This is a genomic window from Marinicella sediminis (genome assembly GCF_002000055.1).
Classification (GTDB): domain Bacteria; phylum Pseudomonadota; class Gammaproteobacteria; order Xanthomonadales; family Marinicellaceae; genus Marinicella; species Marinicella sediminis.
Map to the genome: position 1 here is coordinate 57,482 of NZ_MVBD01000016.1, position 13,880 is coordinate 71,361.

Here is a 13,880-nt window from a genome sequence, read left to right on the forward strand (position 1 = left end):
CTCGTTCATTTATACTCATACTTGTTTAAGGACTCTGCAAGCAGGGGTCTGATATTCAGAATGGCGACAAACTGAATAATCCAACAAGTAGTAAAAGTTTAGTACTAAAATTGTAGTAGATCAAGAAAATGTTAATAAAAATTAATTTTTCTATTAAAAAAGAGCAGGTTAAAAGCCTCTGAATCAGATTCAGAAAGCCATTTATCACATTGAATTGTTTATGTTTTTTCAGCGACCGGCTTTATCAACCAATGAATCACGCCAGTGGATAATTCAGAGCGATCAAAAACACACAGGTAGTTGTTCATTAACGGCAAGCCGCAAATCGTTTGGTCTGGCCATTGGGGCATTTGCGTCATGATCATGAACAGCCAGCGATTGGCTTGTTTGGCGTGTTGTTGCCAGTAGGTCTGTGGCGAGAGGCGTAATTCTGTGATCTGGCCATTCAAGCCCTCAAAGGTGAAAATAACATCAGGCCACTGATCCAACTGTAGTTCATTTGTAAAGATTCCTTCACCTGATTGCAGCGCTGTGAGGCTTTGTTTAATCAATTCAGAAAAGGACGCATTGATTGTCTGCAAACAAGTGTGCAGGTAATCATATAATTTCTTTTGCAGCATCACAAAACTGCTGCCCGAATCAATGATGGCATTGGAAAAAAAAGAATGCAGGTGTTTGTCATCAAGAGGAGGGGCCGGGCATTCTTTGAAACCATCCACCCGAATACTGATGAGATTGGTGTTGTAGTATGCGTCATGCAGTACCCGCGTCGATCCTGCAGAAGGGATGTCATGATCACCTGAAAAACCAATGAAGAATGTGCCTTGATTTTCTGGAAGTCCGGCGATGTCCTGCTGTGATAAATTGGCCTCAGGCACATATTCAATGGAACGGTGGGTTAACAGCGCAAATTGATTCGCGACAATGCCATTGGCTTCAAAAGCAGTGAATAATGGGGTGATGTCATGTTCTGGAAATTGTTGAAGGTATGATTTGAATCCTGAGATGCCGCCTTTGTCATCGCTCACCGTAAATGGCCAGGGATAGGTGGCTGGTAAGGCGGGTGTTTGCTGGTCCAGGTAACTGCTGACATCATAGGCTTTGTTCAGATGATGGTAAGCCAGTCCCCAGATGCCATCAGCACCCTGAAAATTTTGTTGCTGTTCATCACAAGTGACTGACAGCGGTGCCTGTTCAAGGGCATGTTTATCCTCGTGATCAAGCTGGATGTGGGTGTTGAGTACCGGGCCTGCCCAGCCACCATTGCCATACACCACATCCTGAGCATAAACGGTGGTATTCATGTGTTGATCTTTTTCAGGCTGGTATTTCTTGAGGTCTATGGCCAGGGTGCTGCTGCCCGTGTCAATGAGCACATCAACAGGAATTTGTTCGCTGCCGATATACAGACGGGTGGTGTAAGCGCCAACACCCAAAGCCAGGTTGATGGGTAGTTTCAGGGTGTTGTTCAGCTTTATCATGGCATTCTCAAATGAAAGTGTGGTTATTAAAAGTGTTGTAAAAAAATCAGCGTGACAGACTCTGTGCCGGGGTTTTGTGAAGACAGGCGGCTGTTGGAGTAATGGTGCACCCCCAGTCCCAGCTGTTGTTGCTTATTGAATTCATACAACAGTTCCAAGCCGGAGCGAAATTCAATGGTATGACCCAGGTCAAGAAAACGACTTTCCTCATACAGTCCAATGCCACTGCCAATGGTTAAATACCATTGTTCGTTGAGTTTCACTGGATATTTCAGGTCACTGTAGAGGTAATTAAACCCGGCATCACCCCACTGAAAACCGACAGACGGAATCAGTTCCAGGCTGAACATGGGACTGAATCGCAATTCAATACCATACAAATTGTTTTTTAATTGATTGTCCCTGAAAACATTGATCTGACCAGCGGAAATTCCCCACCAGGTGGGTGGGTGATCAGTTGCCAATGCTTGGAGAGACCCGCTCAGTAGCACCATCCAGAGCAATGTACGATGAATCCGTTTATTCAATGGTATTCTCGTCTGTCTGAGCGCTTGTGTCAGGCTGCCGATCCAGTCTGAGCCGGAACGTTATCTCGTCTTGCATGCGCTTGACACAGGCCTTGCCTTCTTCAATACAGGCTTTTGATTTATGCAATTGTAACAAGCCCACATCACTGAGCCTGGGCTGCAACAAGACATCAGGTGGCTCTCCAGCCAGCCGGCTGCGGGTCAGGTGTGATGACATGATGTGTATGGAGTTTGAAATGACATCCAGGCCCTTGGGTTCGCGTACAGTTGACCCATCAGAACTGATCATTTTAAAAGCCCGCTGAATGCCGGATTTGGTTTTTTCCCAGAACCCCTGATCTTCTTCAAACTGCTCGTTCAGCGCTTGGTCTTTGGGGTTTAGCGGGGTCTCATCTTCTTCGATCACTTCATAAGAGTTAATGATGTCTGCATTGAGGTTTACGGCAATCACCCGGTCAGCACCCATGGCCCGGCAGAGTGTTACCGGAACAGGGTTTACCAGGCCACCGTCTACCAGCCATTTCTGGTCTTTCAATACACTGGGAAACAGTCCGGGAAAAGCCATAGAAGACCACAGCGCGTCATGGACGGAACCTTCACGCAACCAGACTTCTTTGCCGGTGCTGAGGTCTGTGGCCACGGCCGCAAATGGTTTGTTCATGTCTTTGAAGGTCAACGATTTCAGACCTATTGTTTCTTCAAACAACGTTTGTAATTTAACGGCATTGATGAACCCGGAGGCGTTGATGTTCAGGCTGAGAAATTGGCGGATTCTGGACTCATTCATAGATTGCGCCCATTCCTCCAGTTTGTCGAGGTTGCCGGTGGCATAACTGGCGCCGACCAGGCTGCCCACCGAACAACCGGCAATGACATCAGGTTCAATACCCATGCCTTCCAGGGCTCTGATGACGCCGATGTGAGACATCCCTCTGGCAGAACCACTGCCTAAGGCTAAACCAATTTTTGGTTTATTCATAATTAAATGTCTGTGAAAAATGTTCATTTTAACCAAAGCTGGTCACGAATGAACAAAAAAAACCAGCAACGGTGGTTTTGATTTACTCTTTCTCTGAGGACACTTAAAATAAAGCCATGCAAGGGATCACCGATCATACCCAACATCAGATCAATCATCATGACCAGTTATTGAAGCGGGCCGTAGAGGAACACAGCTTGCAATTGGCAGAGTTTACGCACCGTTCACACCTGTCTTTGGCGTATGTATATCTGGTTGAGCAAGGCTTTGATCAGGGTTATCATTCCATGACTGAAACGCTGCGCCTTTTTTTAAAAGCCAAAGGTGTGGATCCCACAAAATTTCATGTCACCCTGACCTGGGCCTGGATGAAAGCCGTATGGCATTTTATGCAACAGTCCGAACCAATGTCTTCTGCCGGTGAATTTTTGGCTGCCAACCCTGTGCTGCTGAACAAAGATGTTTTACTCAGTCACTACAGTCACGATTGGTTGTTTTCCGAACGCGCCCGAACAAAGCGCGTCAGGCCTGACCTTAATCCTTTTCCTGACAATTAAACTGTTGATCCTGGTGATACAACGGTATTAGGAATGTGCTTCTTTTATTTAAAAAGCTTAACTGGCGACCACCTGATTTCGGCCATGGTGTTTGGCCTGGTACATATTCTGATCGCTTTCTTTGATCCAGTCGGCTCTGGTCATGTTAGGTTTTAAACGGGACAGTCCGATTGATAACGTGGTGCTGAAACCTGGTAACAACTCACTGTTGGCCATGGTGCTGCGTATCAATTCAGCCAACGATTTGGCTTCTTGCCAACTTTGTTGTTCCAGTAAAACAAGGAACTCTTCACCACCCAGGCGAAACACCACACCATCATCACCCACCAGATTACGAATGATGGAAGCCACGCTTTTCAGTGCCTGATCACCGGTCTCATGTCCATGTTGATCATTGATGGATTTGAAATGGTCGATGTCGAGGACCATCAGGTGATTGCTCGCCGTCGATTTATGATTGTTTTCAATGATTTCATCCAATACCAGGGTCAGGTTGTTGCGGTTGTACAAACCTGTCAGAAAATCCGTAATGGCCACTTGATGCAGGGCTTTTTGCTGAATATTGATCAATCGAACACTGACCGCTGTGAACAATGAAATCAAAGTCATGGTGGCTATGATTCTGATGGCCAGTCCATGATCAAAAGTGACCCATGATAAATAAAATATCATCGCCAGGCCAATGCCATTGACTAACCAGGCCAGGCGTTCAGGCAACAGAAAATAAAAAGCCACCAAAGCCGGAAAACTCCACAGGACACCAATGATGCCTTGTTGGGGTATGGAAAACCAAATGAACAGCAGCATGGCAGGTGAAAGCAAAAAGAAACACAGGCCTGAATAATAGGTTTTCCAGATCAGAACTGTGAAGGTATTGAATGAAAACACCGCAATGATGACCAAGGCAGCAATGGCAACATGCCATTGTCCGTTGAGTAGGTTATTGATGGCAAAAGGGGTGATGAATACAAGGGCTACATTCCCCAGCCACATGGCTGACCGGTTCAGTACATTGTATTCACTGCGCTGGTATTCCAGCAGTTGAGCCGCCCTGATCAAGTCCCACACCTATTTTTCACACACCCATACAGTATATAACGATTTTCATTGTTGCTGATTAAAATTTCATCCAAAGCAAAACGACTCGGACAAAGGCATTTGCGCAGGGCAGTCGATTTTCTGGGAAAATATCCTTGCAATAGCAAATACAAATGATTATGATTCGCAATTGCGTTAAAGTGTGAAAGCCATATGCCCAACGGAATGAAAAACCACCTCAAAAAACAAATGCACACCTGGCATTGGATCAGTTCAGCCGTGTGCCTGATCTGTATGATGCTGTTTGCCATCACGGGCATCACCCTGAATCATGCTGAATACTTTGATGCAAGCCCGGAAGTTACAGAACATGAAGGTGAATTGCCACCAGAATTACTCAACGCTCTGAATACCCGGAAACCACAACCGAGGTTACCGGAAGACATCATCAATTGGATCAAAAGCCAGTGGTCTGTCGATACCGAGTTGTTGCTCAGTGACGCAGAATGGAACGCATATGAAATTTATGTGCAAAAAACCATCCCAGGCGGTGATCAATGGTTGTCAGTAGACCTTGAAACAGGACAGGTGAGTCACATGCACACTGATCGGGGGTGGATCAGCTGGCTAAATGACTTGCATAAAGGGAGGAACACACACACCGTCTGGATTTGGTTTCTGGATGTGTTTTCTGTGGCTACCCTGATCTTTTGTATCACTGGTCTGGTGCTGTTACAAATTCACTCAAAACGCCGCCCCATGACCTGGTACTTCACCTTTGCAGGTGTGCTGGTACCAGGCTTACTGATCGCGGTATTTTTTTAACGGAGGAAAAATGAAATATCTGTTTTGTTTGCTGTTGTCTGGGTGGCTTCAAGCCGCAGAATTTAAGTTGGAAATAGAGATTCCCCAATTACAGGTGGCTGAATATCACGCCCCTTATGTGGCAACCTGGATTGAGGACGATGAGCGCAAGGCCAAGTTGGCTACCAGCCTGTGGTATGACCAGCAGGACAAGTGGCTCAAAGACATCCGCCAGTGGTGGCGCAAGACGGGTCGCTATCAGTCAAGTCCTTATGATGGAGTCACAGGTGCCACCAGAAGACCGGGGATGCACCGCCTGTTACTCAACGACAAAACAATCGCCAGTACCCTCAGGCCTGGTCAATATTGGTTATACATTGAAGCAGCCAGAGAAGTGGGCGGGCGTGAAATTCTCAAATTACCTTTTCAATGGCCCCTTGTGGAGCCTTATCAGTATACCGCTCAGGGGGCTCATGAATTAGGCAAAGTCACCCTGATCATTCAACCATAGGAGTTTAATATGAAAACCACTTATCGCCTGACCTTGTTATTTGGAATGCTGACAGTCTGTGGCACGTCACAAGCCCATAAACGGTGGTTATTGCCATCCATTTTCAGCGTTTCTGAAGCCCAGTGGGTAGCAGTGGATGCCTCGGTGTCCAATAACCTGTTCTATGTTGACCGGCCTTGGCCTCTGACCAGTGTCAGCGTGACTGCGCCGGATGGAAAACCTGCGAAAACTGACAACCTGAATGAGGGGCACCGCCGCAGCAGTTTTGATGTTTATTTGGATCAGCCCGGCACTTACAGAGCATCCACTGGGGGTGATGTGTTTTTTGTTCAGTACAGCTCGGTCGATGGTGAAGTGACAAGAGACCGGGCATTTGATTTGTCCAGCCTCAAGGCCAGTGTGCCGGCTGATGCCACTGCGGTGAACTATGCCAGATCAGTTAGCCGTCTGGAAACCTACATGACCCTTGGAGCGCCAGACCAGAAGGTCTTCACACCTTCTGGCCGCGGTCTTGAGCTCAAGCCGGTTTCACATCCAAATGATTTGTATGTGAATGAAAAGGTGGCATTACAGTTTTTGGTTGAAGGTAAACCAGCAGTGGGTCTTGAGGTATTGATGGTATGGGAAGGAACCCGATACCGTGATGAAGAGGGAGCGATTAATCTGCTCACCGATGATCAAGGCACAATCACTTTTACACCAGACAGAACAGGCCGGTTTTTATTGGAAGCGGGGGCTGAGAAAGTCCTCACGGAAGATCCGGTATTCAGCACTTTATATATGACATACATAGGGACTTTTGAGGTCCTTCCACAGTGAATCCCAAAACATCAATTAACAAGAATAACAGAGAACTATTGAGATGAATCAAAAAATCAAATTAAATGCCCTGGCCCTGATGATCAGCGGGATCATCAGTGGTTCAGCACTGGCGCAGACTGCAGTTGAAGTGAGTGAACAACAGATGCAGGAAAACAACCAGCAGGAACATACTGAGGACATGGCGCCGATGAAAGTCTGGGGCACCAAAGTCAAAGCAACTTCAGTGAACATCAGCGATGAAGACATCACCATGCGTCAGGCTGATCACCTCAGTGATTTATTGCGCAGCATTCCTGGAGTGGATGTGGGCGGGGCGCATTCGTTGAATCAACGCATCAATATCCGCGGTCTGGACGATAAAGACCTGGCAATCACCATTGATGGTGCGGTGCAAAACACCTATATGTACCACCACATGGGTAACCTGCAAATCCATGCTGATATTCTCAAAGCAGTAGCGGTTGAAGTGGGCACCAATTCAGTGGTTAATGGCGGATTGGGTGGCGCGGTGCGCTTTGAGACCAAAGAAGCCAAAGACTTGCTGGACTATGGTCAGCAATTCGGAGGACGAATTCAGGGCTCTTTTGCAAACAATGACTCCATCGGCGGCTCTTTGTCACTGTTTGGTCAGCTGAATGATCAATGGGATGTGCTGGCTTATTATAACCATGTGGACCGCGATAACTATGTCGTTGGTGGAGGTCGCATCGTGGGTTCTGATGGCGTGGTAATCAATGAAGATGGTGAAGTTAAAGGCCTGGCCGGCACCACCAAGGATGGTTTGCTTAAGTTCGGTCTGGACATCAGCGCCCATCAGCGCCTTGAATTCGGCCTGGAAAATTACCATGACGAAGGCCAGTATAGCTACCGGCCAGACATGGGGCTGGCCACTGATTTGGCGATTGCCGATAACCTGGGCCTGCCACTGACTTACCCCACTGAGTTCACCCGTGACACTTACACCCTGAACCATGAACTGTTTTGGGGCGAAAATTCCTCATTGAGAACCGCCGTTTATCACAACAACAGTCACCTCAGGCGCGATGAAAGTGGCATCGCTGTGGTGTTCCCGGACAGCCCGTCGCTGATCGAAGGCACAGCACGCAATGAAGGGTTTAGCGTGTTGGGCAGGACTGAACTGAGCCACTTGCAGAGTCATCAGTTGACCTATGGCGTGGAGTTTGTTGATTACACCACCACTTATCAACGTGAAGGACAAGAGGTTTCCGGAGAAGATGCGAATAATTTCGCCCTGTATATCGAAGATCGCATTGGCTTCGACAATGGTTTCTACTTTACCCCGGGTATCCGATACGACCGGTATGATGTGGATTCGGTGGTGGTGAATAACACCTTTGATGAAGTCACTCTGGCCCTGGCCCTGGATTACGCTGTCACCGAGCGGCTGAACCTGGGGTGGAGCAGTACCCAGTTGTTCAAAGGACCAGAATTGTCAGAAGTGTTTGTTGGAGCTGGTATCCGCGATACCGAAAACCCAAACATCAAAGCTGAAACCGGGGTCAATCATCAGCTGTCATTCACCTATCAGGCTGGTCATGGCTTTGATTTTGGTGCCACTTTATTCCGCACTGAAATCGATGACTACATTTATGAGTACGCAGATGACAACGTTGGTGATCTGTCCATTGATGGATTTGAAGCCTTCATCAGTCACCGCACCGGTCAACTGACAACCTTGCTGACCTATGCCAGCCAGGACAGTGAACTGGATGCCTTCACATCGTATCCTGAATTTGAAGGAAGCCGGTTGGATCGCTCTATCGGTGACAACATCGATCTGACTTTTGACTACCTGCTGCCCAACCTTAATTTACACCTATTCTGGAATACCCGGTTTGTCGATAAACTCGGTGCTGAGCTTGACCTGGACGAGTTAAATAATCCCAAAAAAGCCCACACCGTGCATAACTTTTCGATGCGTTGGGTTCCACAACAGCAGTTTCAGGGGCTGGAGTTGACATTGGGCGTTGATAATTTGTTTGACAAGTTATACGCTTCACATGCCTCCAGAACCGGTGATTCATTCCATCCCCGGTTTGGCGCTTTACACCTGACGGATTATGAACCGGGTCGCAATGTCAAGTTTACCCTGGCATACAAGTTCTGATCGTTCAGCATAATGGCACCTGACGTCTCAAAGCCCGGAAGAACAACCGGGCTTTTTATATGATTCACTGTTGCAGGGTCAGTATCAGGCGCCGGGAGTGGGGCTGGTCCCGGTGTTCACACAGGTAAACCCCCTGCCAGGTACCGAGTCCCAGCTGGCCATGGGTCACCGGAATGGTCAGTTGACAGCCGAGCAGAGAGGACTTGATGTGCGCTGGCAATATCTTATAGAAACAAAAAAATGTGAATTCACAAAATGAATAAACCTACATAAACCATATACCACCTTGGTTTTGGCATTCCTCAATACTAAATTCTATTCCAAATAAAGCCATTCACAAAACCTACAGTGTGAAACTATATTTTTCCAAAGTGTGAATTATTCTTTTCAGGATAAAAATAGCAATGATTTTTAATAGTATGAATATTTAAACCGAATTAATGAATATAAAATTCACACTAATTCAGTTTCTATTGACTCAAAATAGGATAAGGCGGATAGAAATAAATACCTCTGTTAAATTGCATGGCGGTAAAGTCTCTCATCTAATAACATTTACACTTAACAACTGATGCGGATGTTTGCGGATTTTATTCCCGCCTCACATTTTGCGCTGCCAAACCATTCAATCCATAAATTATATTTTTAATACCAGACCATTTAAATAGTGGGTGATCAATCGTCAGTTCAAACTGGTGGACCCATTGGCTTATCTATCCTAAACGCTGTTGCTTAAATTTACTTGCTGGGATCATCCAAACAGAGAGCAACATTCAAAAATTTGGCCAAAATAAACCTCCTTTCCAAAATACGTTTCGAGCAAAATACTCAATCACAACGTGGTATTCCTTTTTAATAATTCAAGATTGAGATTACTGTAAAATATGAATAATACAATTTATACAAAACAAAAAGGGAAAATTAATGAAAAAAATCTCAAGGATAGAAAATGATGTCCAGGATACGACCATTAAAGCATGGCAAGAGTTATGCTCTTATATAGATGAGCTAGCTGAAAGAGGTGGTAAAGAGTTTTCTCCAGCTGAACATTTGGGGCCAGACTTATTTGCTCAAATCCATACACTACCAGAGTCTATAGGCAAACTTAAAAACGTCAAAAAGATGTGGTTATATGGAAGTAAGTTGAAACGAATCCCGCCCGAAATTGGGCTAATGGAGTCGCTTGAATATTTCGACCCCTATACATCATACGACTTACATTGGTTCCCATATGAACTAGCAAACTGTAAAAAATTAAAAGACAGTCGAATCAGCACGAGAGCATTATATGGGAATTATAAATTTCGTAATGGATTTCCAAGGTTAAAAAATAATCCCGTCAGATATCAAGGCGATAAGTTGAACTGTAGCATTTGTAAAAAAACAATAAGCTATGACATGACAAACCAGCTTTGGATTTCATTACGAATCGGCACTGATGTAGTTCCTTTACTGGTTAATTCTTGTTCATCAGAATGTGAAAATAAATTACCTAAACCTCCAGACAACTACGTTCAGAAACCTCATAAAGGTGGTCATGATTTGGAGCAGCCTCTTACAGAAGACGAACAATGGGATATTGTGTATAAACAAAGACTCAAAGAAGCAAGGAAGCCTGAATCAAAACTAGTTGCAGATGAACAAGTTGCAAAAAACAATAAATCCAAACCTAAAGTGTTCAAGCTGATTAAGAAACTTTGGGATAAATAATATTTAAATAGTGTGTTTTTCTAATAGATTCAAAGGATGCCTAATTGGCTTAGCAGTCGGCTGTAGTGGTCAAGTAATGAACAATTCTATGTTTTAGTTACCATTCTTCAATTAAATTAAAGTTTCAATTTCAAATTAAATAATGCCCTTTGCATATTTCCTCTTCTAAAACTTTTATGAGCGGGGAAGAAGCTGATTTATTACTTTAAAAAAATTTAATAACTAATCTTTCTATAACACTTATTATTAGAAATCATACTTCCCATACAGATTTATCTTGAAACAATATGTTTGAGATGGGCAAATTAATTATTTGCTGCACATATTTGTATCTATGTGCTAAATTATTATGTGCATGTATATGGGGGCTTTGGGGTGTATTGGGTTCTAATTATTGTATCGATTGTTGTTGGCTTTATTGAATGGTATGAAGAAAAACCTGTCGAGAATCAGAAAAAATGGCCAAGATGGACTAAGTTTATTTGTGTTTTAATAGTTGCCGGAATCGGCTCAATTGGATTGCTTGAAGGACATTTTGCAAAGTATGAAGGATTAAAGGCATACAAAGATAAAAATTTTATAACAGCAGTTGAAAAGTTAAATGTTGCATACACTAGTCCATTTAATACCCGAGCAGTTATTGATACTCTGGGCCTAAGCCACAAAAAACTTGCTGACAATGCAATTAGCATGATTGTTGCAAAAAGTGCATATCAAAAGTCTATTGAATACTTTTCTGAATCTCGGCTTCAATACCCTCATTCTCCTATTTCGAAGAATGGATTGATAAATGTTTACAGGCGATTGAAAGATTGGGAGGAGTTAGATAGCTTGATAATAAGTTTTGAAAATGAAATTCAAACTAATTTTTTCAAAAATGATGATGGCGGTAATATTATTCCAAATCAGAAGGCCACTTATTTAACTACATTGGGAAATATTTTTTCTGATCAGGATAACCCTAATAGATCTGATTCGCGTGCAGTCGAATATTATCAATCAGCGCTAGATACAGATCCAAGTAACATATTTGCAATCTTAAATATGCCACCAAGACTAATTGATTTGGCTAAATCAAGTCCAGTTAATTCTAAAAAAAGAATTGGTTATTTAAAGACTGCTCTACACCTGTCAAAGGCTGGTCTTAAATTAAAAGATCCCAGTGATAAGGCTTTCTCAGCACTTTCATTAATACAAATAGGTTCAATGCAACATGGTCTGAATATTAATGATACTGAGTTTTTTGAGTCTATTAAGCTTGTAGAAAAAAACAAAGATGACTACGAAAACATCGATAAATGGTTTGTTTTAGTTAAAGCATACTTGAAATTAGGTAATCATGCCAAAGCTATCAATTCATTTAACAAAGCATTAATTTTTAACTCTCGCTTTACCAAAGCTCACCATGAATTAGCAGCTAATTATTGGATTATATTAGGAAAAGCAGACATATATCCTTTTTTAGAAATAATCGATTCGTAGCATGAATAAAATATACTGTATTTGTTTTTTGATTATCACTTCTTGCCAAAATAGAAATGCAAAAATATTGGGTCAGGAAATCAATATTGCTGGAATGAATGTAAATTGCGGAAATGTAGTTACAGTAATTGACAATATAGATGATATCGCAATGGCCAGACCCGGTTACATAATTCTCAACCCAATGTTTTTTAATTTGAGTGCACCATTGCAGCATTTTATATATGCTCATGAATGCGCACATCATTTGTTGGGCTCAGATGAGTATTCTGCTGATTGTTGGGCAATGAAAACTGGAAGAGACCAAGGTTGGCTTCCTCCGTTTGCGGCCACACAAGTTGGGCAAGCTTTTTTAAATAGTCCTGGCGACTGGACACATGCACCAGGTCCTATTAGAGTTCAACAAATGCAGGCTTGTTACAATACTCCCTAAGGAAAATTAAAATAGAATCAAGTTGGTGATTGTTTATTTACTTTAATTACATGGAAATACTATGAAACAATTTAATTTGTTAATTCAAACACCTGGACGAGGATATTATTTAATTACAAAAGAAATTACTGATGCTATAGGAGATGATGTTGGGATTATTGATGTAGGTCTGTTGCATGTTTTCCTTAAGCATACATCAGCCAGTTTAACTATCAATGAAAATGCGGACCCTACAGTTAGGGATGACTTCAAAAATTTTGAAGAAGAATTGGTTAGAAGAGACTTTCCATTCACTCATGATTACGAAGGACCAGATGATTGTCCTGCGCACATAAAATCATCATTGTTTGGTTGTGAGCTAACTATTCCAATTTCAAACGGTAAATTGGCGCTGGGAACATGGCAAGGTGTGTATTTGTGTGAACATCGAGATTCCACCCAGAATAGGAACTTGCTGATTACTTTGAATAATTAGCATTATGATTGAAGTTGCAAATATCACTCACCAAGCTTGTCAATTTTTTGGCTTATTAATTCAGTGAATTTTCCTGGATTTTCATTGCATGCTTTACATACATAAATGACTTCAATGTAATCTAGATTTCTGTCTCCAATTTCATACTTGGAAACATAGCTTTGATTTTTTGCTAACTTTTTAGCAAGTTGAATTTGGGTTAAGCCAGCACCTTTTCTGATCATTTTGAGTTCCTGTCTTAGTAAGCTATAGCTTTCTTCCCAAATACTTTTCTTCATGGAAAAGGACTTTAGACTATAATCAAAAATATCCCGAATTGGGATATTTGATTTGACTTGGTAATTAAAAATAAGAAAGTAGGGTATGAAGAATCAGTCTAAGAAAAGTCTAACAAAGTCGGAAAAGGTAAAAATAATCAAAGAAAATTATAAATTGAAATCGAAGCCTGTTGATTTCAACAAACTGCCTTACATTAAAAAAATTTATTTACTCGCAGTTCTCAGAGTTCTGACCGATGAAGAATTCAATAAGATAATTCCTTTGAGCAGCAATACAAAGACAAAGAATTTGTCACCTACTCAGAGCATGGACGAGAGTATTCTTGACTGTCTCAATTCTTCAAAAATTATTTTAGTTGACCCAAATTCAAATCATAATTCATTCAACTTTAATCATGAAAAATGCCTGGGATTTAAGATAAGTGAAGTGTTTTGGATAATTAATATTTGTCAAAATGATGGTGAAAGACTGCAGCTTTTTGAGAGCTACAGATTAATTTATGATAACTTGACTAAATTTGTACCAACTGACCTTTCCCCAAACTTAATACCACAGCTTGGATGAGATAATTTCATTTTGACCCCTACCCAGAAACAGTACCAGCCAAAACTAGAGATTTCTGACTCTTTCTCTGTTGTTGACAAAACTCCTTGG

General features: G+C 42.6%; 16 protein-coding genes. 10 read left to right on the forward strand and 6 right to left on the reverse strand.

Annotation, left to right across the window (positions count from 1 at the left end):
* Window positions 1-218: 218 nt before the first annotated feature.
* The 3 genes from B0475_RS16280 to B0475_RS16290 are packed head-to-tail and all read right to left on the reverse strand — an operon-like array spanning window position 219 to window position 2,987.
* Entirely contained in the window at window positions 219-1,481 is a 1,263-nt protein-coding gene (locus B0475_RS16280; RefSeq protein ID WP_077412951.1) for a pepsin/retropepsin-like aspartic protease family protein, read from the reverse strand.
* A gap of 26 nt (window positions 1,482-1,507) precedes the next feature.
* Entirely contained in the window at window positions 1,508-1,945 is a 438-nt protein-coding gene (locus B0475_RS16285) for an acyloxyacyl hydrolase (RefSeq protein WP_198538350.1), read from the reverse strand.
* Window positions 1,946-2,000: 55 nt separating this feature from the next.
* Window positions 2,001-2,987, reverse strand: coding sequence for a patatin-like phospholipase family protein (locus B0475_RS16290; RefSeq protein WP_077412968.1), 987 nt, complete (start codon window positions 2,985-2,987; stop codon window positions 2,001-2,003).
* A 116-nt stretch (window positions 2,988-3,103) separates the two neighbouring features.
* On the opposite strand from B0475_RS16290, the gene B0475_RS16295 reads away from it, so the two are divergent.
* Complete coding sequence (locus B0475_RS16295; RefSeq protein WP_077412953.1) at window positions 3,104-3,544, forward strand: hypothetical protein; 441 nt, start codon at window positions 3,104-3,106, stop codon at window positions 3,542-3,544.
* Between the two features lie 57 nt (window positions 3,545-3,601).
* On the opposite strand, the gene B0475_RS16300 is transcribed toward B0475_RS16295, so the two are convergent.
* The gene (locus B0475_RS16300; RefSeq protein ID WP_077412954.1) at window positions 3,602-4,612 is read right to left on the reverse strand and encodes a GGDEF domain-containing protein; all 1,011 of its coding nucleotides are present in this window, start codon (window positions 4,610-4,612) and stop codon (window positions 3,602-3,604) included.
* 195 nt (window positions 4,613-4,807) lie between these two features.
* Here B0475_RS16300 and B0475_RS17840 point away from each other — a divergent pair, with 195 nt between their 5' ends.
* Genes B0475_RS17840 through B0475_RS16315 form a run of 4 tightly spaced genes read left to right on the forward strand, consistent with a single transcriptional unit; the run spans window position 4,808 to window position 8,847 of the window.
* Window positions 4,808-5,407 (forward strand): PepSY-associated TM helix domain-containing protein, encoded by a 600-nt coding sequence (locus B0475_RS17840; RefSeq protein ID WP_232781903.1) that lies wholly within the window; start codon window positions 4,808-4,810, stop codon window positions 5,405-5,407.
* Window positions 5,408-5,417: 10 nt separating this feature from the next.
* Window positions 5,418-5,897, forward strand: coding sequence for a DUF2271 domain-containing protein (locus B0475_RS17845; RefSeq protein ID WP_198538352.1), 480 nt, complete (start codon window positions 5,418-5,420; stop codon window positions 5,895-5,897).
* A 9-nt stretch (window positions 5,898-5,906) separates the two neighbouring features.
* On the forward strand, window positions 5,907-6,716 hold the full coding sequence (locus B0475_RS16310; protein WP_077412955.1) for a DUF4198 domain-containing protein: 810 nt from the start codon (window positions 5,907-5,909) through the stop codon (window positions 6,714-6,716).
* 43 nt (window positions 6,717-6,759) lie between these two features.
* Window positions 6,760-8,847 (forward strand): TonB-dependent receptor domain-containing protein, encoded by a 2,088-nt coding sequence (locus B0475_RS16315; protein WP_198538353.1) that lies wholly within the window; start codon window positions 6,760-6,762, stop codon window positions 8,845-8,847.
* 64 nt (window positions 8,848-8,911) lie between these two features.
* On the opposite strand, the gene B0475_RS16320 is transcribed toward B0475_RS16315, so the two are convergent.
* A complete protein-coding gene (locus B0475_RS16320; protein ID WP_332835502.1) occupies window positions 8,912-9,067 on the reverse strand; it encodes a YjbQ family protein in 156 nt (51 codons plus the stop codon).
* Window positions 9,068-9,771: 704 nt separating this feature from the next.
* Here B0475_RS16320 and B0475_RS16325 point away from each other — a divergent pair.
* From B0475_RS16325 to B0475_RS16340, 4 genes are all read left to right on the forward strand, one after another.
* Window positions 9,772-10,557, forward strand: coding sequence for a hypothetical protein (locus tag B0475_RS16325; protein WP_198538354.1), 786 nt, complete (start codon window positions 9,772-9,774; stop codon window positions 10,555-10,557).
* A 351-nt stretch (window positions 10,558-10,908) separates the two neighbouring features.
* Entirely contained in the window at window positions 10,909-12,039 is a 1,131-nt protein-coding gene (locus B0475_RS16330; protein ID WP_198538355.1) for a tetratricopeptide repeat protein, read from the forward strand.
* 1 nt (window position 12,040) lies between these two features.
* Entirely contained in the window at window positions 12,041-12,472 is a 432-nt protein-coding gene (locus tag B0475_RS16335; protein WP_077412958.1) for a hypothetical protein, read from the forward strand.
* Window positions 12,473-12,533: 61 nt separating this feature from the next.
* Window positions 12,534-12,947 (forward strand): secondary thiamine-phosphate synthase enzyme YjbQ, encoded by a 414-nt coding sequence (locus B0475_RS16340; RefSeq protein ID WP_077412959.1) that lies wholly within the window; start codon window positions 12,534-12,536, stop codon window positions 12,945-12,947.
* 23 nt (window positions 12,948-12,970) lie between these two features.
* On the opposite strand, the gene B0475_RS16345 is transcribed toward B0475_RS16340, so the two are convergent.
* A complete protein-coding gene (locus B0475_RS16345; protein WP_077412960.1) occupies window positions 12,971-13,225 on the reverse strand; it encodes a helix-turn-helix domain-containing protein in 255 nt (84 codons plus the stop codon).
* Between the two features lie 85 nt (window positions 13,226-13,310).
* Between B0475_RS16345 and B0475_RS16350 the strand changes: the two genes are divergently transcribed.
* Window positions 13,311-13,790: a hypothetical protein gene (locus B0475_RS16350; protein ID WP_077412961.1), complete on the forward strand. Its 480-nt coding sequence runs from the start codon at window positions 13,311-13,313 to the stop codon at window positions 13,788-13,790.
* Window positions 13,791-13,880: the final 90 nt, after the last annotated feature.

Excerpts from the sequence above, each read along its gene's own strand:
- B0475_RS16280 (WP_077412951.1), bottom strand. The coding sequence starts at position 1,481 with ATGATAAAGCTGAACAACACCCTGAAACTACCCATCAACCTGGCTTTG.
- B0475_RS16290 (WP_077412968.1), bottom strand. The coding sequence starts at position 2,987 with ATGAATAAACCAAAAATTGGTTTAGCCTTAGGCAGTGGTTCTGCCAGA.
- B0475_RS16295 (WP_077412953.1), top strand. The coding sequence starts at position 3,104 with ATGCAAGGGATCACCGATCATACCCAACATCAGATCAATCATCATGAC.
- B0475_RS17840 (WP_232781903.1), top strand. The coding sequence starts at position 4,808 with ATGAAAAACCACCTCAAAAAACAAATGCACACCTGGCATTGGATCAGT.
- B0475_RS17845 (WP_198538352.1), top strand. The coding sequence starts at position 5,418 with ATGAAATATCTGTTTTGTTTGCTGTTGTCTGGGTGGCTTCAAGCCGCA.
- B0475_RS16310 (WP_077412955.1), top strand. The coding sequence starts at position 5,907 with ATGAAAACCACTTATCGCCTGACCTTGTTATTTGGAATGCTGACAGTC.
- B0475_RS16315 (WP_198538353.1), top strand. The coding sequence starts at position 6,760 with ATGAATCAAAAAATCAAATTAAATGCCCTGGCCCTGATGATCAGCGGG.
- B0475_RS16325 (WP_198538354.1), top strand. The coding sequence starts at position 9,772 with ATGAAAAAAATCTCAAGGATAGAAAATGATGTCCAGGATACGACCATT.
- B0475_RS16335 (WP_077412958.1), top strand. The coding sequence starts at position 12,041 with ATGAATAAAATATACTGTATTTGTTTTTTGATTATCACTTCTTGCCAA.
- B0475_RS16340 (WP_077412959.1), top strand. The coding sequence starts at position 12,534 with ATGAAACAATTTAATTTGTTAATTCAAACACCTGGACGAGGATATTAT.
- B0475_RS16345 (WP_077412960.1), bottom strand. The coding sequence starts at position 13,225 with ATGAAGAAAAGTATTTGGGAAGAAAGCTATAGCTTACTAAGACAGGAA.
- B0475_RS16350 (WP_077412961.1), top strand. The coding sequence starts at position 13,311 with ATGAAGAATCAGTCTAAGAAAAGTCTAACAAAGTCGGAAAAGGTAAAA.